At 45.7% G+C, this 18,011-nt stretch carries 21 protein-coding genes, 2 pseudogenes and 1 riboswitch; of the genes and pseudogenes, 3 read left to right on the forward strand and 20 right to left on the reverse strand.

Features of this window, described 5'->3' with window-relative positions:
• Nucleotides 1–115 precede the first annotated feature (115 nt).
• Nucleotides 116–1,093, forward strand: coding sequence for an AraC family transcriptional regulator (locus OCV77_RS04355; RefSeq protein ID WP_262573647.1), 978 nt, complete (start codon nt 116–118; stop codon nt 1,091–1,093).
• Here the strand turns inward: OCV77_RS04355 and OCV77_RS04360 are convergent.
• From OCV77_RS04360 to OCV77_RS04425, 14 genes are all read right to left on the reverse strand, one after another.
• Nucleotides 1,029–1,763, reverse strand: a complete 735-nt coding sequence (locus OCV77_RS04360) for an alpha-hydroxy-acid oxidizing protein (protein ID WP_262573648.1) — start codon at nt 1,761–1,763, stop codon at nt 1,029–1,031. The two genes, OCV77_RS04355 and OCV77_RS04360, sit on opposite strands and share 65 nt — an antisense overlap.
• A gap of 41 nt (nt 1,764–1,804) precedes the next feature.
• Complete coding sequence (locus OCV77_RS04365) at nt 1,805–3,190, reverse strand: Mbeg1-like protein (protein ID WP_262573871.1); 1,386 nt, start codon at nt 3,188–3,190, stop codon at nt 1,805–1,807.
• Entirely contained in the window at nt 3,190–3,504 is a 315-nt protein-coding gene (locus tag OCV77_RS04370; protein WP_262573650.1) for a WXG100 family type VII secretion target, read from the reverse strand. The genes OCV77_RS04365 and OCV77_RS04370 overlap by 1 nt, the downstream gene beginning before the upstream one ends.
• A 23-nt stretch (nt 3,505–3,527) precedes the next feature.
• Entirely contained in the window at nt 3,528–3,827 is a 300-nt protein-coding gene (locus tag OCV77_RS04375; RefSeq protein WP_262573651.1) for a WXG100 family type VII secretion target, read from the reverse strand.
• Nucleotides 3,828–3,846: 19 nt separating this feature from the next.
• Nucleotides 3,847–4,158, reverse strand: coding sequence for a WXG100 family type VII secretion target (locus tag OCV77_RS04380; protein WP_262573653.1), 312 nt, complete (start codon nt 4,156–4,158; stop codon nt 3,847–3,849).
• Entirely contained in the window at nt 4,139–4,441 is a 303-nt protein-coding gene (locus OCV77_RS04385) for a hypothetical protein (RefSeq protein ID WP_262573655.1), read from the reverse strand. The genes OCV77_RS04380 and OCV77_RS04385 overlap by 20 nt, the downstream gene beginning before the upstream one ends.
• The gene (locus tag OCV77_RS04390) at nt 4,434–4,739 is read right to left on the reverse strand and encodes a WXG100 family type VII secretion target (RefSeq protein ID WP_262573657.1); all 306 of its coding nucleotides are present in this window, start codon (nt 4,737–4,739) and stop codon (nt 4,434–4,436) included. Before OCV77_RS04390 ends, OCV77_RS04385 begins: the two co-directional genes overlap by 8 nt.
• Nucleotides 4,740–4,767: 28 nt before the next feature.
• Complete coding sequence (locus OCV77_RS04395; RefSeq protein WP_262573659.1) at nt 4,768–5,010, reverse strand: EsaB/YukD family protein; 243 nt, start codon at nt 5,008–5,010, stop codon at nt 4,768–4,770.
• Nucleotides 4,958–9,541, reverse strand: coding sequence for an FtsK/SpoIIIE domain-containing protein (locus OCV77_RS04400; protein ID WP_262573661.1), 4,584 nt, complete (start codon nt 9,539–9,541; stop codon nt 4,958–4,960). The genes OCV77_RS04395 and OCV77_RS04400 overlap by 53 nt, the downstream gene beginning before the upstream one ends.
• Nucleotides 9,542–9,843: 302 nt before the next feature.
• Nucleotides 9,844–10,638, reverse strand: coding sequence for a ZIP family metal transporter (locus OCV77_RS04405; protein ID WP_262573664.1), 795 nt, complete (start codon nt 10,636–10,638; stop codon nt 9,844–9,846).
• A gap of 295 nt (nt 10,639–10,933) precedes the next feature.
• Complete coding sequence (locus OCV77_RS04410) at nt 10,934–11,134, reverse strand: alpha/beta-type small acid-soluble spore protein (protein WP_118797690.1); 201 nt, start codon at nt 11,132–11,134, stop codon at nt 10,934–10,936.
• Nucleotides 11,135–11,295: 161 nt separating this feature from the next.
• On the reverse strand, nt 11,296–11,799 hold the full coding sequence (locus tag OCV77_RS04415) for a GreA/GreB family elongation factor (protein WP_118797526.1): 504 nt from the start codon (nt 11,797–11,799) through the stop codon (nt 11,296–11,298).
• Between the two features lie 6 nt (nt 11,800–11,805).
• Nucleotides 11,806–12,279, reverse strand: a complete 474-nt coding sequence (locus tag OCV77_RS04420; RefSeq protein ID WP_262573668.1) for a CBS domain-containing protein — start codon at nt 12,277–12,279, stop codon at nt 11,806–11,808.
• 35 nt (nt 12,280–12,314) lie between these two features.
• Nucleotides 12,315–12,866: a DJ-1 family glyoxalase III gene (locus OCV77_RS04425; RefSeq protein ID WP_262573670.1), complete on the reverse strand. Its 552-nt coding sequence runs from the start codon at nt 12,864–12,866 to the stop codon at nt 12,315–12,317.
• Between the two features lie 258 nt (nt 12,867–13,124).
• Between OCV77_RS04425 and OCV77_RS04430 the strand changes: the two genes are divergently transcribed.
• Nucleotides 13,125–13,469, forward strand: a complete 345-nt coding sequence (locus tag OCV77_RS04430; protein WP_262573886.1) for a hypothetical protein — start codon at nt 13,125–13,127, stop codon at nt 13,467–13,469.
• Here the strand turns inward: OCV77_RS04430 and OCV77_RS04435 are convergent.
• From OCV77_RS04435 to OCV77_RS04450, 4 genes and pseudogenes are all read right to left on the reverse strand, one after another.
• Nucleotides 13,386–13,625, reverse strand: a pseudogene (locus OCV77_RS04435) (MT-A70 family methyltransferase); the annotation flags it as partial. The gene OCV77_RS04430 and the pseudogene OCV77_RS04435 sit on opposite strands and share 84 nt — an antisense overlap.
• A gap of 68 nt (nt 13,626–13,693) precedes the next feature.
• Nucleotides 13,694–14,020 carry a type II toxin-antitoxin system RelE/ParE family toxin gene (locus tag OCV77_RS04440; protein ID WP_262573872.1) on the reverse strand — a complete coding sequence of 109 codons (327 nt, stop codon included), beginning with the start codon at nt 14,018–14,020 and terminating at the stop codon, nt 13,694–13,696.
• On the reverse strand, nt 14,013–14,267 hold the full coding sequence (locus tag OCV77_RS04445; protein WP_262573671.1) for a type II toxin-antitoxin system prevent-host-death family antitoxin: 255 nt from the start codon (nt 14,265–14,267) through the stop codon (nt 14,013–14,015). The genes OCV77_RS04440 and OCV77_RS04445 overlap by 8 nt, the downstream gene beginning before the upstream one ends.
• Nucleotides 14,268–14,362: 95 nt before the next feature.
• Nucleotides 14,363–14,629: pseudogene (locus tag OCV77_RS04450) on the reverse strand (DNA methyltransferase); the annotation flags it as partial.
• A 244-nt stretch (nt 14,630–14,873) separates the two neighbouring features.
• On the opposite strand from OCV77_RS04450, the gene OCV77_RS04455 reads away from it, so the two are divergent.
• Nucleotides 14,874–15,389 (forward strand): CYTH domain-containing protein, encoded by a 516-nt coding sequence (locus OCV77_RS04455; protein ID WP_262573673.1) that lies wholly within the window; start codon nt 14,874–14,876, stop codon nt 15,387–15,389.
• A 22-nt stretch (nt 15,390–15,411) separates the two neighbouring features.
• Here the strand turns inward: OCV77_RS04455 and OCV77_RS04460 are convergent, their stop codons facing one another.
• Complete coding sequence (locus tag OCV77_RS04460) at nt 15,412–16,854, reverse strand: ATP-binding protein (protein WP_262573676.1); 1,443 nt, start codon at nt 16,852–16,854, stop codon at nt 15,412–15,414.
• 246 nt (nt 16,855–17,100) lie between these two features.
• Nucleotides 17,101–17,799: an energy-coupled thiamine transporter ThiT gene (locus OCV77_RS04465; RefSeq protein ID WP_262573677.1), complete on the reverse strand. Its 699-nt coding sequence runs from the start codon at nt 17,797–17,799 to the stop codon at nt 17,101–17,103.
• 31 nt (nt 17,800–17,830) lie between these two features.
• Nucleotides 17,831–17,936: riboswitch (TPP riboswitch) on the reverse strand.
• Nucleotides 17,937–18,011 lie beyond the last annotated feature (75 nt).

Raw genomic sequence — 18,011 nt, forward strand, 5'->3', positions numbered from 1 at the left:
AAGGAAGCTCGTTGACACAGACTCCTGATATAAACTCTTACGTTTTTCTGCTTTCTTTCACAGGAATTTTATATTAGAATGGAAATATCTTGTTTTATTTGTCAGGAGGCTTCCCATGCAGGAAAGAGTGACAAAGATTCCGCCAGGCGGATATCATGCCAAAAATGAAAACGGTGAAATTGGCTACCCCGTACAATTATTTTCTGTAGATATCCATGATCTTTTTATGCATATGGTGAGATGGCACTGGCACCCGGAAATTGAAATCGTGATGGTCCGTTCCGGTGTAGCTGATTTTTTTGCTGATGACGTATGCGTCCGTCTTCATATGGGACAGGGTGTTCTGATCAACAGAAATGTTATGCACTCCCTGCATCTTTGTGATGAAAATATGCACTGTCTTGCATATTCCCTGAAATTTCATGCTTCTTTTCTGTTTGGATACGGAAATACAACTATGTCAAATAAATACCTGGCACCTGTTTTTTCTTCCCCGTCTCTCCGTTTTGTACCTCTGCTGGACCAGGATGAATGGCACGTCAGCCTGAAACACCTTGCAGACCAGATCATTGAGGAAAACATCACCTGTCAGTATGGTTACGAGCTTACCACAAAGTCCTGCCTCTGCCAGCTTTGGAAAATGCTCACTGACAAAACGGTTCCGGAAGCCGGCCATGCTTCTTCTGTTTCGGTTACCACCTCTCTTGATGAAGTACGCGTAAAGGATATTATTCTTTTTATTGAGGAGCATTACAGGGAATCACTGACACTGGATGATCTGGCAGGTGCTATCCATATCAGCAAAAGCGAATGCTGCCGCTGCTTCAAGCGCACACTGCAGATCACTCCGGTAGAATATCTGATCAAATACAGGATCTTCCAGGCCGCTATCCTTCTGCAGCAGGGACTGCCCGGTATCCAGACGATCTCCGACCTGGCCTTCTATGTTGGTTTTAACAATGCCAGTTACTTTAACAAAGTATTTAAGCAATACCTGAACTGTACACCAAGTGAATACCGCCGCAAGGTCAAAAATAATTCGCTTCTTGATCTGCCAATGCTGAGCCCTCTTCCTTCTGACGCTTCCAGATAACAGTGCTGTCCATATGGGAAAGATCACTGCAGCCTGCTACGGACATGAGACAGCGCAGTTCGTCCTGCATGGAATGCAATATCTCCTTCCTGTCTCCTCCCTGAAGCAGTTTTCTGCAGACTGCATCTGCACCAAGCGCTATCGCAGTAAATACATCCGTCATATCTGCATGATCCATTTCCACCAGGACTGGTATTTCCCCGGCTGTCACCTTCAGGATCTCCGGCAACACTTCCATGGGCGAAATACTCTTTTTCTTCAACCATACCGGTCTTGACAGAATGATCCCCGACACACCGGCTTTCAGGCATTGATAGGCATCCCGCTGACTCAATACCCCTTTTACCAAAAAGGGAATTCCCACCTGTCCGGCAAAGCTTTGCAGGTACTGCAGATCTTCCGCAGTCTTTGGTCCTGCCATACCGCCTGTGGTCTTCAGATAGTTTCCCTTTTCATCAAACATCATATCCAGGGCGATCCCTGCTGCCAGAGCATTTCCTGCTGCCGCCTTTTCCAGCTCTGTCTCGATTTTTTTTCTGTCTTCATAAGGAGGGATGATCGCAATACCTTCTTCCCCGTAAAAGCACACCGGCAATTCCATAGCTTTTCCAAACAGCACTGTTTTCGTATCAGCCTGTCTGCCAGAAATGTATCTTGTTTCTATCTTCATAGGTATTTCCCCCATTTGAACTCTCATATAGATTCATTCTATCACAAAGCCATTTCTTCCTCCATCTGTTTATCCATTCTGTCATAAATCCCCCTGATTTCCTGCAGCTTTTCCTTCATCTTCACAAGCTCCCTCTTTTTTCCGTCAAGGAAATTCATCTGCATCACGATCCGGTTATCCACTGCACTTCCAAGCCGGAACCAGAATGGGATCTGCTTCTGTATACGTTCAAGCCGCTCGAAGCAGTCAGACAAACCAGCAAGAAGCTCCTCCGAGACCATGAGTGCTCTGTCAAAGCCCCCTTTCTCTATCTGCACAAATTGTCTGCCCTCCATCTCTGCTTCCAGATTTCTCCCCTGAAAAAGCCTGAAAAACACACTTCTTCCCTCCTCTGTCAGAAGCAGGCTTTTCAGGATCACCGGTATTCCGGCTCCATAAAAATCTTCCACATCCTTCTTCGTCAGAACCTCCCCATTCTGTCCCCGTTTCTTCTTCCCGGATAATTCCATAAGCTGCATCAGTACCGCTGCTGCCCCATCCCGTTTTTCCTCCGGCATCTTCATAACCTCTGCTGACAATGCTGCTGCACAGGCAAGCAGAAGCCCAGGCTCTGCCACATAGCTGTTCTTACTCCCTGAAAATATCATGCTGGTTTTCTCTCCCTGTTCCTTCCCTGGAGCGGCAAACATGTACTTGATATCATGGTACCCCGCAAAGTTCTCCACTGCTACCGGTGTTTTCACGTAATATGTCTGATCCTCCCTGACAATGGATCTTCCAAGGACATGAATATAGTCATTTTCTCCATAGATTCCTGTGATCTTACTTCGTCTTGCCTCATATTCATGATCACTGTAAGAGCGTTTCCATCTGGCAATTGCCTTTTCCGAAAAGCCCTGCCCATCTATATTGTAGCAGGCAGATACTACTCCGTCATAGCTCGTCGTCATGGTCACATACTGTGCCTTATTGCCTCCTTTGGAATGTCCGGTGACAATCACTCTGTTCCCTTCCTGATAGCCCTCCTTTTCCACCACAGTCTCAAAATATGTCAGCGCCCGTTCCTGCTGCAGTGTTTTTTCCCTGGTCATGCCAAGCCCGTTATCCGGCCATTCTCCATCACCGGTTCCCCGGTATACCACATATACCTCATCGTTTTCCTTCGAAGAAAAAGTACAGGCGCAGGTACCATCATCAAAGCCCATCAGATGGCTCTGGCTGCCGATCACCATTTCACCGACCCTGTCATCTCCGGCAGCCTCTGAAACCACACTGTATTCCCCATAATATCTGCCGCCTTCCTGATACTCCGGAAGCTTCTGCACCTCCTCAAGAATTTCCCGCAGTGTCATGCCATCCTCTGCCTCTTTATAATTCATATACATATAGGTGTTCAGTACCATACTGATCTCTTCTTCCGTCAACATCACACAATGATACCACTTTCCAGTCCGCTTCCCTGCTCCAGGCTGCCACTTTCTGCTTTCTGATATTCTCCGGCCATCTCCTGCAGATCCTGTACATGCTCCTGTACCATCCGGTAAAGTCTGTCCATATCCGGTGAAAGTGCGTCAAACTTGCTTCCATAGGCGGCAGCAGCCTCTCCTTCCCATACTGCTGAAAGCCCCCGGATCAAAGAGAGCATTTCCTCTGAAAGACTGCGGATCTGTCCGCCGATATTATTAAATTCCCCTGATGTCTGAAGCAGATGCTCCGGTGTTACCTTTAAAATTCCTTCCATATCCATTTTCCTCTTTCTTTCTGTTAATAGCTTCTGCTTCCCGCAATTTCTGCATTCCTTGCCTCTGCCTGTTCATATCGTGCTGCGATCTCCAGCAAAGTCTGGACATACCTTGCAATCAGGGTATAAAAAGCCTCCATCTGCTGCTCATCCCTGATAAATGCCTGATGAAAAGCCTCCTTTGCCTGTCCCTCCCACATAGAAGCGAGCGCCTGCTCCTTTTCTGTAAGCTCCTGTTTTCTGCTCCTAAACTGTGCATTCATCTCCTGCAGACTGTCTGCCACACTTCTTAATCTTGCTGCTGTTACCCGTATTACTGCCATACCGTTTTCCTCCCATTTTCTACCAGTATTCTCTGAGCTTTCCAAGCAATACATTACTCTTTTCAGCTTCATATACCTTTTCTGTCATTTCCTTCAGTTCCTGTGAAATTTTCCCGAAGACTATGGCGATCTGCTGTGTATCGTCAAGCAGTTCTCCCTCCTTCCTTCTGTATTTTTCTCCTCCTTCTCCCCTCCAGCTGCTCTGCAGACAGGTAAGGATCTCCTCTCCCTTCCCCTGTATCAGATTTTTTATTTCCTCTGCAATTCCCTGTAGTTCATCCGTTAATTCTCCCATTTCCTGAAAGTGAATGCTAAGTTCCTTCTGCCCCATTCCGATTCTCCTTCTCAGCAGCTTCATATTCTGCTGCTATTTTCTGAAGTCTTTCTGCATAGTCATGCAGACCTTCCATTTCTTCTCTGCAGCACTCTGTTTCCCTCCGGAAATGCTTCTGCAAAGCAGCTCCTCCCCTGCCTGCAAAAAAGTTCTCCAACTCTGCCGCCTTCTGATCCAGCATGTCACAGCACCCTGCCGCAGTCCTCTGCATTCCTTCCAGCTTCTCTGACAATGCCTGAAGCTGTGCGCTGACTACATAAAGCTCCTTTTCCTCAGCCAAACCATCCTCCTGTTTCCTGCTTTACCTGTTCCTCACAAAGCCGCACCCTTTCTTCCGCCTGCGAAAGCAGCTTTCCCACTTCCTGCAGCCGCTCCACCTGATGATATGAGGCTTCCCACCAGATATGTATTTCTCCCATAAATGCTGTGGCTGCATTCCCCTGCCATTTGATGCTTATCCCATCCAGCTCCTGCTGCAGGTGAAACAGAAGATCAAAAAGCATGGTGGACTGCTCATAAATTTCATTCTGAATCCCCTTTAATTTTCCTGCATCAAACAGAAAATCCGTATTCTCCACATTCTTCTCCTTTTCCTACATCCTCTTTTCAGATCAGATATAATATATTTCCATTCCGGACACCCTGCTGCTCCAGTGTCTCATCCTCCCTAAGGATCCGCTCCTGCTCCCACACATAAAAACAATGCTTCTCCGTTTTTCCTGTCAGTTCTTCCTTTTCCCGTATCAGTTCTGCCACCAGCTCTGTCAGATCTGCTACAAGGCTTTCCTCATCCAGTTCAAAATCGTAACGCCGGTTCAACACCGGCACCTGTACCTCTACCAGAATCATCCTTTTCCTCCCTGATTTCCTGTGGTAATCTCACGATCACAGTATGCCCGTCTTTCGTCAGATACCCGGTTCCCGCTCTCTCCTTTTGGTTCAGCCTGCTATATGACAGATCTGGAAAAGAAAGCAGTCTCTGGCTCCCGGCATTTCCTCCAAGGTGGATACCACAGGATGATGCCTTATGCTTCTCATAGAGCCAGCCTGCACAAAGACTCATCTCCTGTCCCGTCTGAAATATACTCAGGATCTGCATTCCTTCAAGGCAGGCCTCTTCCAGTGATCTGCATATATTTTTTCCATCCCGCTCTGCCTCTGTCAGAAGTCTCTGAAAGCCTTCTGGATCAGCAATACAAAGATACTTCCTCCGCTGTCCTTCTCCTGCAAGCCAGTCCCCCAGTTCTGTCACAGTCGAAATACTGTACAATGTCCCTCCTTCTTCCTTTTCAAAAGAAAACATGCCATCTGTCTTAGCCTGTCCCTCAAAAAGTGCCGCGTTTCCCCCGGTTTTCAGCATTCCATAAATCAGACCACAAAGCAACGTCCGTCTGCCGCTTCTGACAGTTCCCGATATTAGGAAGAAATTGCTTTTTCCAGTTGGAAGTGCCACTTTTTCTGCTGTTTTCTGATCGTATCCGATCCATACCATACCTTCCGTAAACACATCACGGTACATTCCTTCGAATGTTGCTTCTTCCGGGATATACGGAAGCTTCTCTCCTTCCCATTTTCCCTGCTGCTCACTGTTTTTTCTCTGACAGAGCTGCCGGATTTCTTCTATCCTGCCATAATCATCCACATTCTTTCTGCTGAGTGCAAACTGTACCTCAAGCACATCTTCCCCTCTCCGGCACAGCCCCCTTCCCTTACAGTTTTCTTTCGGATAAACATCAATATGGTATTTCCGAAGTACCTCTGCATATTGAAGGACATCACTCATCTCCAGGCAGCATGTCGTCTTACACTGATCCTGCAGTCTTCCCTGTATTTCTCCCTTGCCAGCTCCCGCAGCTGTCAGAATCAGATAAATTCCACAGCTGTTTCCTTCCCTTGCCATCTTTTCGATCAGCTCCTGAAACCGGTCACCTGTCAGTTCCCTGAAGCTTCCATAGTCATCAATCAGCAGAAACAGCAATGGCAGAAACTGATCATGGCGCTCTCTGTACTGCCAATAGTTCATCCCGCCCAGTTCCTTTTTTCTTGCCAGGAACAGCTTCTCCGTATGATAGAAGAAACTCTCCATATTTTCTGCATCCTTCAAAACAGCAAGACACCCTGGCATATTCTGAAAGCAGCTGAGAGAAAGGTTATCCATAGATACCAGAAGGAAACAGGTCTCTCCGGATGATTGTCCGGCAAGCTGGTATAATATCGTCTGTAAAAATGTGCTTTTACCGGTAGCTGCCATGCCACACAAAAGCAGATTTCCATCTGTCTCCGGGCGATAGGTAAGTGGGAACTGACACTGATTCTGTGGATCATCCACAAGGCCAAGAACATATTCTGCCGGAAGTCTTTCCCCGGCTTTCCCTTTTCCCTTTCTCCATTCCTGTCCGCTCTCTTTCTTTTCCTCCCTTTGCAAGCTCTGCAATTCCAGAAGATCCACTTTATCCGGGAGCTCCGGCATCCACAGCTGACAACTTCCCATAATCTTTTTTCTCTCTGTCACATTCCTGATATACCGGATCACCGCCTGAAGCTGTGTTTCAGCCGCTTTCCTCTGCCCTTCTCTTTTTCTGATCCGTTTTCCGGTCTCTGTAACCATCATTGCCTGTGCCTGCTTCCTTGCTGTCTCTTCATAGCTCTCTCCTCCATAACCGGTCTGAAACAGTTCAAACACCTCCTGATTTCCTGCCTGGAGATAACATCTGCCACTTCCGGTCAGATATGCTGCCTCAGGTCTTTTCAGCATATCCATACTGTCCTGCCTGTCAGCGACCTTCAGGCAGAGGCGGAACCCGGTATTGCTGAAGATCCGGTCATCCACAGTCCCAGCCGGCTTTTGCGTAGACAACAGCAGATGCACGCCAAGGCTCCTTCCTACCTGGGAAACACTGATGATCTCCTGCATAAATTCCGGCACTTCCTTTTTCAGTTCTGCAAACTCATCCACAACGATCAGAAGATGCGGCAGCGCCTCCTTTACAATCCCATCCCGGTACAGCGCTGCATAATCAGATACATGGCTGACCCCCACCTCTTTTAACAGTCTCTGTCTTCTTCTATTCTCACTTTTCACTGACACCAGTGCCCTGTGGATCTGCCCACCGGAAAGATTGGAGATCAGGCCTGTGCAGTGCGGCAGTTCCTGCAGTTCTCTTCCCATGCCGCCACCCTTATAATCAATAATAAAAAAAGAAAGCTCATCCGGTCTGAAGGACACTGCCAGGGACAGCAGAAATGTCTGCAAAAGTTCGCTTTTCCCTGAGCCTGTGGTTCCTGCCACAAGTCCATGGGGACCATGATATTTTTCATGAATATCCAGATAAATCCTTCTGCCCCTGCTCCCGGCACCTACCGGCGCCTTCAGTCTCTCCAGTACCCGGTACTCCCGATAACGCCTGTCACAGCAAAGGTCCTCTGCTTTCTCCGCATCATACAGTTCCAGGAAGGAAATTCTGTCAGGGATCTCATCCTGTATTCTTCTGCCACTGGTGTTCTGTGACATCTTCCTCATATATCTGCTGATCGTGCCTTGATCATCCTGGTCAAATACAATATTTTCAATCCTTCTTTCCTTCTCCTTCATCCATCGGATTTCCCTGCTTCTGCAATCATTTCTGACAAAGCATCGGCAGGCGGCCGGCAATTCCTCACGCCCTCTGGCCAGGAACCAGACTGCTGTTTCCTCCTCTTCCTTACGGCACAGATTTTCGTAAATATCTTCGCTGCACACCAGTGACGGTTCAAGGATCAGCAGCAGGAAAAATTTCTGTTTTTCCTTTTCTGTCAGAAATCTTCCTATCTCCGGAAGGATTTCTCCTGCCTCCTGCTCATCACCTGCCAGAAACCGCCGTTTCCCGTTTTCCGTCCAGATATGCGGAAGCCATCGGATTCCCGCAGCAAACACCCTGTCCTGCCTTCTTTCTTTTTGATAAAAGCAGGCAATCCTTACCTCTTTTTCATCATGACAGGCAACAAGCTGCAAAAGAGCCTGCCACAGCGTGTCATATCCTCTCTCACCAGTAAACCCAACTACCCTCTCCTTCCGGAAATCAAAGCCTGCCGGAACTGCTGCTATTTTTTGATAGGTCTCTGCCATTTTCTGTGCTCTGTGATAAAGCTCTGCCTGCTTCCGCCCCCTGTCATCATCCAGCTTCACCTGATATGGAGAATCCATGTCTGCGAGTCCAAGCCTCAGAAACGAGTACTGTTCTGCATAAATGCTCCCACCTGCAGACATACTTCCCTCTTCCAGATATTCCCTTCCAGAGGGTGCATTATGAAGCATGGCTCTCCGGTTCTGCTCCATCAGACCCTGCAGATATTCTTCTGTTTCCTGCAGATAAGAAAGATATTCCCTCCGCTTTCGTTTTCTTTCCCTGCTTTCATACCCCTTTCGGTACAGATACCCAAGAAGACCCCACAGTACCGTCATTATGGAAGAAATACCTGTCATCAGCAGTCCTGTCCTGAAAAAGCCTGTACCACTTCCACCTTCTGCCTGAAGGCGTCCGGCAAGCAGTGTCGTAATCAGAATCGGAAGGATCATGGTCATGGAAGGACCAATTGTCAGAAACAACGGCTGCCTGCTTTGTGCCAGTTCTTTCTCGGGCAGTTCCAGCTTAAGCTCCCCACCTGTTACCGTCCACTCCTCCCGGCTCTTCATAACCAGTCCATCTGTTTCCCCAAAATCCCGGTTCCGGAACTGCTCTCTCCTGCCAGTCTCCAGTGCAGGTCTCTCTTCTTCAAATAGGGAAATCCGCAATGTGCCAAAATCAGAAAAACAGAAAAGGAATCCTTTCAGATACAGAATGGAAAGTCCAAGAAGCCGTATCGTTTCCCCACTTTGCAAAATTTCTCTCCCCTTCAGCAGCATTCCTTCCCTGTAAACCCTGCCAGTACATCCAGACTGACTGCCTTCTGCTCCAGAACATATCTCTGCCTGCAATCCCTCCTCTGTCTCCTGCAGTGACAAATGAACCGGCTCTATTCCAGAAAAGCAGCGATATACCATTTCATTATTATAATTTCTGCCAATATGTACACGTTGTCCCCCTGACAGGAAAATCCGTTTTCCAAAGTCCAGGCTTCTTCTCCTCCCATACAGAACCACAAGTACTTCCTCACCTGCTTCTGTCTGCAATATACACGGATTTTCTTCTCCTGCCATTTTCCCGTTCATCTCCAGGACTCCCTCTTCCTTCTGCCTCAGGAAGAGAAAAAAAGACTCTGTCAGGAGAAGCTCCTCTGCCGGTATCTGCAGCGTATAATTTTCCCCCACCGCAAAACAGATCTCCTTCTCTGTAAACGCTTTTCCTGCAGACAGAAAAAGAACCATTCTGCGCCCGGATATGTCTCTCTCCAAGGTATCCATGAAAGCTCACCCCTCTTATTCTCTTAAACCAAATGAATTTCGAGCCTGCTATCGGCTCAGTCTGACAGAAAGCTCCTGTTTCCCTGCTTTCCGTAAATTCTGTCTGTGTTTTGAAATGATTCCCGGTGTTCCATATCTCTCCGGGAATTCAGAATCTTTGAAACTGAATAAAGGATATCAGATGACCGCTGTAAGGTCAATATGATATCCTTTATTTTATAAATGTTTTAGTCCTTATTTAGTTTCTGGTATTTTATTTTTATAATTATACCCTGAAAATACCCATATTTATTAAATTTTTGTTATGACAGTGCTACATCCAGCACCATCATAATGAGAAATCCAACCATGACACCAACAGTTCCCAGATTGGAATGTTCTCCCTGATTGGCCTCCGGGATCAGCTCTTCCACGACCACGTAGATCATGGCACCCGCCGCAAATCCCAGAAACCATGGCATGTATGGTGTGATCACCCCTGCGATCATCGTGATCCCGACACCAAAGATCAGTTCCACAAGTCCTGACAGACTGCCATACAGAAAAGCCTTTCCCTTACTCATGCCTTCCTGACGGAGGGGCAGGGAAATTGCTGCTCCTTCCGGGAAGTTCTGGATGCCGATTCCCACAGCCAGGGCAAAAGCCGCTGCATACAGGGATGCATCCTCCGGATGCTGCGCTGCCAGGGCAAAGGCAAGACCTACCGCCATTCCTTCCGGTATGTTATGCAGGGTCACTGCCAAGATCAGCAGCGTTGTCCTTCTGAAGGAGGAGGGAACACCCTCTGCCTTACTTTCCCCCAGATGGAGATGCGGCATCATCATGTCAAGCAGCATCAGAAAAATACCGCCAAGTGCAAAGCCCCCTGCTGCCGGAACAAAGGCAAACCTTCCCATACCGGATGCCTGATCAATAGACGGGATCAGTAATGACCAGACAGAAGCAGCGATCATAACTCCTGCCGCAAACCCCAGAAATGCTCTCTGCAGATTTTTTCCCATATCATTTTTTAATATGAATACAACACTGGCGCCAAAAGCGGTCATCAAAAAGGTAAAACCGGTTCCCATGAACGCCCATACAATTCCCTGATTCATGTTTTTCCTCTTTTCTTAATTATATATATGATGTTCGGAACAAAGATGTCACAAAACTGCCTGTATACAGGGCACAGTGTCTGACCTCTGTCCTCCATTTCATCATATCATTTTATGACAGCCTGCCACAACTGACGACAGCCTGCACAGTTAGTCAAAATTTCTCATTTACAATCCAAAACCTTCTGAAATCATTTTATGTAATTCAAAAAGTCTGACACTGTCAGTTAATTAGACAAAAACAGCCCGCCTGCATTTGCAGACGGGCCATTCTTTTCTCTTATCTGTCAGATGATTACTTCATCTGCTCTTCCTGCTTCTTGATCATTCTACGAACCATCTCGCCACCGATAGAACCGGCTTCCTTAGAGGTTAAGTCACCATTGTAACCTTCCTTTAAGCTCACACCAAGTTCAGAGGCAACCTCAGTCTTAAAACGATCCATAGCAGCTTTTGCTTCAGGAACTTCTACTTTATTAGAAGATTTGCTTGCCATATTCTTTACCTCCATAATTTTTCCGCCTTTCGGCTATCTATTCTTCAAGATAAGCTCTTACGCTGCTTATCCTGAAGTTTTCTTCATTCAAAGCCTTTCGTATCACTTATCTTGTTCATAGTATCTACGCTGCTGAAAAAAATATGTTGGTAAGTTTTGCCTTAAAAATCCCGGAGTCTTTCTTCCTCTTCATCCGGATTTTTTTCTATTTTTTTAACAATAAGATAATAACCGGCATTCTTGTTGATCTCCACATAAACCCGGTCTCCGGCCTTATGCTTCAGCAGAGCCTTCCCTATGGGCGATTCCACGCTCACAAGTCCGTTCAGGGAATCACCCCGCATGGTCGTCACAAGCTTATAGGTTTCTTCACTGCCGTCATCTTCAAACTGTACCGTAACTCTGGTATTGACTCCGATCTCATCCTCTCCGGAATCATCCGGTATGATCTCGGCTGTTTTGATCATTCTCTCCAGGAAACGGATTCTGCTCTCATTTTTGTTTTTTTCTTTCTTTGCTGCATAATACTCAAAGTTTTCACTCAGGTCACCCTGCGCTCTTGCTTCCTTGACAGCCTCCAGAAGTTTTGGCCTGACATTCAGCTTTCTGTCCTCTATCTCTGCCTCCATGGCCTGAATGTCCTTTTCTGTTAACTGATTATACATTTCCCCTCATCTCCGATTCGTTTCCATTTTACCAGGCTGCATCTGACCAATACTCATACCGCCGGCTTCAAGCTGTACAGTCACCAGCTTCTTGCACAGATACTGGATCAGATCCTTTCTGGTAATAATACCGATAAAACGCTTTCTGTCATCAATCACCGGCACAAAATTCTGATTCATTGCCTTATTCAGCAGATCTTCCATGTTTACATCCACATCCACCGGTTCATTATCCCATTTTCTTTTGATGCTCATAATAGAAATATCTTCCGATTCCTTTACAGAAAGATTTTTCTGCTCCTTAATGCACCAGAGCAGATCTCCCTCTGTCAGTGTTCCCACATACTGTCCGTCTTCACTGATGATAGGCACTGCGGAATACCCATAATGCTCCATCTTTTCCAGTGCCTGACGCAGGGAATCTGTGTCGTGGATATATGCCACCTCATTTTTGGGTGTCAGAAAAAATAAAATATTCATATTGTATTATCCCCAATTATCTATCTCTTCTGTTTTTACAGCTGGTATACAACCTTCTGTGCCATCTCATCAGCTGCCTGCTCTCCCTTGAGCTTCTCTATGATCGCAAGTCCGAAGGCAATGGCACAGCCCATTCCTCTTGCAGTAATGATGTTTCCGTCTGTGACAGCCTTGTCTGCGACCCACTCGGCTCCGGTCAGTTCTCCTTCCATTCCCGGATAAACAGTAGCCTTTCTACCCTGCAGATGTCCTCTGTGTCCAAGAATAGAGGGTGCTGCACAGATCGCACAGACCAGCTTTCCGTCCTTCATAAAAGCATCTACCTGCTTCATCAGCTCCTCACAGTGCTCCAGATTCTTCGTTCCCGGCATACCGCCCGGAAGCACGATTCCATCGAATGCGCCGAAATCTGCTTCAGAAAGCACCTGATCCATTCCAACTGCAATTCCATGAGATCCTTTCACTGTCTTTTCTGCTGTAATGGAAACCATATCCACCCGGATATCTGCCCTTCTAAGCAGATCCACTACCGTAAGTGCCTCGATCTCTTCGTAACCCTCTGCAAAAAATACCCCTATACGGTTCATACTCTTCAACCTTCTTTTCTATGTAATCATTCTGTCAGACCAGCACTCCGGAAATTTATATTCCTTCCTTTCCGTGCACTGACTACTGTAATATTATAACATTGTTGCGTTTTGTTTCCAATAAATGAATTGTGAATGTTTTATGAAGGTTTTCTAAAGCAAAAACCTGCAGATCTCCTTAAGCCGGCAAAGGCTACGGAAATCTGCAGGTTCTCAACGTCAGGGATACTTATAGTAGTTTAGGAAGAAGGTACAAGGATGTCAGTGTCAGATGAAAATGCACTTTTAAAAATGATCATAGAGACGCAGGCATCCCGTATCCAGGAACAGGAGGCAACCATAAAGGAGTTACGCCAGATGGTTGACGAACTGCGAAGCCTAAAGGCGAATCTTGAAGAAACTCTGGAAGAACTCCGCCGTCAGTTCTTTGGTGTCAGGAGTGAGAAAACTCCCCGTGAAGAAAAGTCTTCCTCTGAAGCGAAAAAAACAGTTACCGTAAGGGAGCACACCAGAGAACGTAAGCCAAGCAACGCTTTTATAGGTGAAGCCCCAAGCCTCGATCAACCGGAGCGCCTCCGGGAGCTGCGGGAAAGTGGTCCATAAAAAGAGTGCGCTGTCCGGGGCTGCAAGATCAGCCACAGGCAACGCACATAACTCCTCAATGCTCATAGTGGGATAATGATTTTCCGCCGCGCCCTGTACTTTCTTAGCCGAGTAGCGCCAAGGGGGATCGGCGTAAATGATAGAATACTTTTTTATTTTTTCACGCTTCTTTTGCACATGAAAAAACCGCCTGTATTTCTACAAGCGGTTCAATGGTTTGTCATTTATTCATCTGTTGTACTGTCTCCGAACAAAATCCGCATATAATCGCAGCGGGCATAGAGAATACGGTCAATAAAAACTTCGCTGCCGTAAGCACGGTAGAAGCTAATGTAATTGCCGCTTACAATAAAGCGATAATCGCTCTCTATATCCGCAATCGAAGATAGCGGAGCTCCAGCCTGCGCATGGTTCTGTAAAATGCGGAGACTCTTTGTAATTCGACTTACGGTTGCCAATGCTGCGGATGGGTTTAGTAACTCTTCCTCAATATAGGCTTTGATTTCTAAAAGATCATTCTGGGCTTCTTCGGATAAATGCAAATTATTCATTGACAATCCCGAGGTTCTTCTCCACAGCTTCCAATGTCAGCCAGCCTTTCTCTTCACCAGATTTTCGGCCTTTCGCAAGTTCATTCATCAGCCGGAGGGTTGCCTGTGTCTTTTCAAAGTCCTGCATATCGAGAATTGCATATCTGCCGCGCCCGTTCTTTGTCAGAAAAACCGGAGCACCAACAGCCACATCATGCAGCACATCGCTGTAATTTCGCAGATCGGAAATGGGTTTGATATTTGGCATATTGCTCAACTCCTTTCACCCATAGTATATCCCAATCTGCTGTAAAATTCAACAGCAGTTTTTACAACACACGAATTTTATTGATTTCCAATTTGCTAAATTTCATTGCGGGCTGCACGGATGCGCTCACTGGCAGCGGCATAAAAGGCCGGGGCCGTTTCAAAGCATACAAAGTGGCGTTCTGTGTTGATGGCCGCAATCGCGGTTGTGCCGGAGCCCGCGCAAATGTCCGCGACCAGTTCTCCGGGGCGGGTGTAGGTGCGGATCAGGTACTCGCAGAGCTCCACGGGCTTCTGTGTAGGATGGATACCGCCGGACACCGTAGGCACAAAAAGCACATTCCCGGGATAGCGGCGGCCATTTACGATCCTCCTTTTCGTTAAAGTTGCACAAATTTGAACGCTAAAATTTTGTAGTTATTTTTGTGCCTCCTTTCTGTCTATCCATGCAAAAAAGCCGCCCGTTTTTACCAAATCGGAATTCAGTGAATTGATTCTTCCTCCCGATTCCTGTATACTGACTGTAAGAAGCCACAGCATGGAAATCCTTTTCAGCTGGGTTTACTTTCATGGCTGCGTGTCAAAAATTTCAGGAGTGTACTATTTTATGGAAATCGAACGCAAATTTACGATCAAAGAACTGCCGGCGGATCTTGACAACCACACCTGTCTTCTCATTGAGCAGGCTTACCTGAATACCGATCCGGTCATCCGGATCCGCCGTCAGGATGATGACTATTATCTTACTTACAAAGGAAAAGGCCTCATGGCAAGAGAAGAATACAATCTTCCCCTGACCAGAGAGGCCTATGAGCATCTGCTTCCCAAAGCAGATGGCAATATCATTACCAAAAAGCGTTATCTGTTTCCCATTTCAGAGCCATCCTTCCGGAAAGGATATCAGCCTGAAAGTACACCATCCCTTACCATAGAGCTGGATGTATTTGAAGCACCTTTTGCACCACTTATCATTGCAGAGGTGGAGTTTCCTGATGAGGAAATGGCAGATGCTTTTCTGCCGCCGGACTGGTTCCTTGCTGATGTCACCCTGGATAAGCGTTACCACAACTCCAATTTATCGCGGATGCAGGATCTGTCTTCTCTCTTTCTATCGCCTTCATAAACAGACTCTTTTCTCCCACCGGTCAGACTATTTCCACCATTTCCGGATTGGTCTTATAAAACATGGCACGTGAAAGTCTGCTCTTTTCCAGATATCCATTCTTTTCCAGATTACCCAGTACATTTTTCCGAAGGTAGGTGGAATCACTGACTTTCAAATATTCTGCTATTTCCGATACTTTACGAGCCTGATGATAACAGAAGGATAAAACCTTTTCATCCATTTCTGTTCCGCCAGGAACCGGTGCAAATGTCAGCACCGGTACTTTACTGTCTTCTACTCCATTTTCATAAGTAAGATCCGGCAATACTAATGTAAAATGATCCGAAGAAGAATAAATATATGGTTTATGTGCTTCATCTGCCTCTTTATACTCTTCAATAATTTTATCAAATCCTGTACCGGCAGCCTCCATTACATTACAGGCAACTAGAATACTGGAAATCAATTCATTTCTTCGCTTTGAAATAATTCCGGACAGATCATAAGTCTTTCCCAGCTTTTCTCCCCTGTAAAAACCTCCAGGCGAAGATATCTCCAGACGATCCTTAAACATATCTACCTGAATCTGCGTTCCATCCAGATAGTAGTCACGATGAGCCACCGCATTAATTACTCCTTCGAATAAGGCTCGCTGCGGATAAGAGTCAATATTTTTTCTTACATTATCCAGCTTTATCATGGAATGATTCATTCTTTGATTTACAAAGTCCATCATATATTGAATGGTAGCAATCACATTTCCCTGAAAACGATTAATGGTTATGATTCGTTCACTTCCTTTATTAAAGCCTGCGAAAACCGAACACTGAACTCCCGTTTTGGACCCCGGATAATCATCTTTAAACAATACCGCTCCATTTAACAGAAAACCTTCCTCATTATAAAATCCAATGGATTTCAGGAATTTTTCTTTCAGCTCTTTTCCATTATTGTGCTCCTGATAAAACGTCTGTAAAACAGAAAACTGCTCCGGCTCATATGGAATATCAGAAACAAGAAGATCATACTGTGTATTCCTGCTTTTTATACTCATTTCAATAATTTCTTCATAAGTTGCCCCATTGGTAAAGCCATCTCTCCGCATAAAAATAGATGGAATATTTTTATATTTTAAAATAATTGGTTTGACCACGGACTCCGGAATTGATACATGAATAATAAACCGTTCTCCACTTTTTGCTTCATATCGAACAAATGAAATCTTCATTTGCGGTCTGGGAGTCAGATGCTCATTCACCTGATTATTAAAATAATTACGTTCATTATCAGCATCTTTTCGATCAAATCCTATCAACTTATTTGTCTTATCTTCCACTCCGATATAAAAATCGCCGCCAGTTGCATTTGCAAATCCAGCAATACTTTTCAGCCAGCCTACAACATCCTCCCGGTTGAGGACACTCTTACATTCAAATTTATCATTTTCTAACTGTACATTTTCCACAATCTCTTCCAGATACATCTGCTTACCTCCTGCTTCTGTTACTTCAAGATTACTTCAAGATTACTTCAAAGTCAACTTCAAAGTCACTTCAAACATACTTCATTTTACTTTGAAGTATGCCACATGTACAGTTTTTCTAAACCTTCAAAATACAATGAAGCTTGACATTCGCAGGTATTTTTACTGAATGATACCTTGTAATAAAAGAGCTGCCGCACCCTCGTACGACAGCTCCGCTTTATCTTTGATTCTCAGAAACAATTTTTATTCCTGTGCCATCATCCTGACTCTGGCAAGTGCCTTCTTCACAGGTGGAAGGGAAATTACGATCAGTGTGATCACAGCTTCTGCCAGGATATAGGAATAATTATAAACGATCGGGTAAATGGCTGCCAGCGACTTCGGGAAATTATCCGGCATATAATCCATCCAGTATAAGTAGCCGCCAATTGTATGGAACAGGCCTCTTACCAGAATCGCCAAAATATATCCCTTTATCAGTCCATTCTTTTTCTGGTAAAAGAATCCGGACAGCCCAAGCGCTGCGAAGGCAAAAATGTAATCCATACATGCCTGCATGGGCGAAAGGATATAGCTGCCTCCATCCTGTGCAAATTCCAGGAAACCATAGGCAAAGCCGGACATAAGTCCCACCTCAGGACCATACCAGTAACCGATCAGTACTACAAAAAGCATGGAACAGAGAGTAACAGATCCTCCAAAGGGCATGGAAAACACTTTAATATAGGAAGTGGCAAATCCAAGCGCCAGTGCTGCTGCACAGAACACGATCTGTCTGGCTGAAAAGCCCTTTTTCTCTTTCTTCTCGTGTTCTCCTTCAACTGGCCTTTTCCTGAGGAATGCAGAAAGAACGATCAGCAGAACGATCAGAACTCCTATACAGATTGTTCCTGTCTGAGTCAGGGAAAAATACCCATCCTCAGTGTTAATAAAGTTTGACATAAAAAAACCTCCTTGTAAAAATGGTCACAGGAGGGGCTTTCAACTGCTTCCCTACGCCGGTATTATCCGGTTCAGGTGATGAGGGTTAGAATCAGACTTCCGATTCAATCTCAGCGTTAGCTCCCCTAGCGATAACAATACAATAAATCACATCATTCTGTTTGTCAATTCCTTATACCTGTAAAATGATCACACCGAAAATGATCACATCA

The organism is Suilimivivens aceti, from assembly GCF_025567405.1.
Classification (GTDB): Bacteria; Bacillota; Clostridia; order Lachnospirales; family Lachnospiraceae; genus Suilimivivens; species Suilimivivens aceti.

Excerpts from the sequence above, each read along its gene's own strand:
- OCV77_RS04445 (WP_262573671.1), bottom strand. The coding sequence starts at position 14,267 with ATGCCAAATATCAAACCCATTTCCGATCTGCGAAATTACAGCGATGTG.
- OCV77_RS04460 (WP_262573676.1), bottom strand. The coding sequence starts at position 16,854 with ATGTATCTGGAAGAGATTGTGGAAAATGTACAGTTAGAAAATGATAAA.
- OCV77_RS04420 (WP_262573668.1), bottom strand. The coding sequence starts at position 12,279 with ATGAATATTTTATTTTTTCTGACACCCAAAAATGAGGTGGCATATATC.
- OCV77_RS04455 (WP_262573673.1), top strand. The coding sequence starts at position 14,874 with ATGGAAATCGAACGCAAATTTACGATCAAAGAACTGCCGGCGGATCTT.
- OCV77_RS04360 (WP_262573648.1), bottom strand. The coding sequence starts at position 1,763 with ATGAAGATAGAAACAAGATACATTTCTGGCAGACAGGCTGATACGAAA.
- OCV77_RS04370 (WP_262573650.1), bottom strand. The coding sequence starts at position 3,504 with ATGGAAGGAATTTTAAAGGTAACACCGGAGCATCTGCTTCAGACATCA.
- OCV77_RS04410 (WP_118797690.1), bottom strand. The coding sequence starts at position 11,134 with ATGGCAAGCAAATCTTCTAATAAAGTAGAAGTTCCTGAAGCAAAAGCT.
- OCV77_RS04415 (WP_118797526.1), bottom strand. The coding sequence starts at position 11,799 with ATGTATAATCAGTTAACAGAAAAGGACATTCAGGCCATGGAGGCAGAG.
- OCV77_RS04400 (WP_262573661.1), bottom strand. The coding sequence starts at position 9,541 with ATGGATACCTTGGAGAGAGACATATCCGGGCGCAGAATGGTTCTTTTT.
- OCV77_RS04355 (WP_262573647.1), top strand. The coding sequence starts at position 116 with ATGCAGGAAAGAGTGACAAAGATTCCGCCAGGCGGATATCATGCCAAA.
- OCV77_RS04380 (WP_262573653.1), bottom strand. The coding sequence starts at position 4,158 with ATGGGGCAGAAGGAACTTAGCATTCACTTTCAGGAAATGGGAGAATTA.
- OCV77_RS04465 (WP_262573677.1), bottom strand. The coding sequence starts at position 17,799 with ATGTCAAACTTTATTAACACTGAGGATGGGTATTTTTCCCTGACTCAG.
- OCV77_RS04375 (WP_262573651.1), bottom strand. The coding sequence starts at position 3,827 with ATGGCAGTAATACGGGTAACAGCAGCAAGATTAAGAAGTGTGGCAGAC.
- OCV77_RS04395 (WP_262573659.1), bottom strand. The coding sequence starts at position 5,010 with ATGATTCTGGTAGAGGTACAGGTGCCGGTGTTGAACCGGCGTTACGAT.
- OCV77_RS04425 (WP_262573670.1), bottom strand. The coding sequence starts at position 12,866 with ATGAACCGTATAGGGGTATTTTTTGCAGAGGGTTACGAAGAGATCGAG.
- OCV77_RS04405 (WP_262573664.1), bottom strand. The coding sequence starts at position 10,638 with ATGAATCAGGGAATTGTATGGGCGTTCATGGGAACCGGTTTTACCTTT.
- OCV77_RS04430 (WP_262573886.1), top strand. The coding sequence starts at position 13,125 with ATGTCAGTGTCAGATGAAAATGCACTTTTAAAAATGATCATAGAGACG.
- OCV77_RS04440 (WP_262573872.1), bottom strand. The coding sequence starts at position 14,020 with ATGAATAATTTGCATTTATCCGAAGAAGCCCAGAATGATCTTTTAGAA.
- OCV77_RS04365 (WP_262573871.1), bottom strand. The coding sequence starts at position 3,190 with ATGTTGACGGAAGAAGAGATCAGTATGGTACTGAACACCTATATGTAT.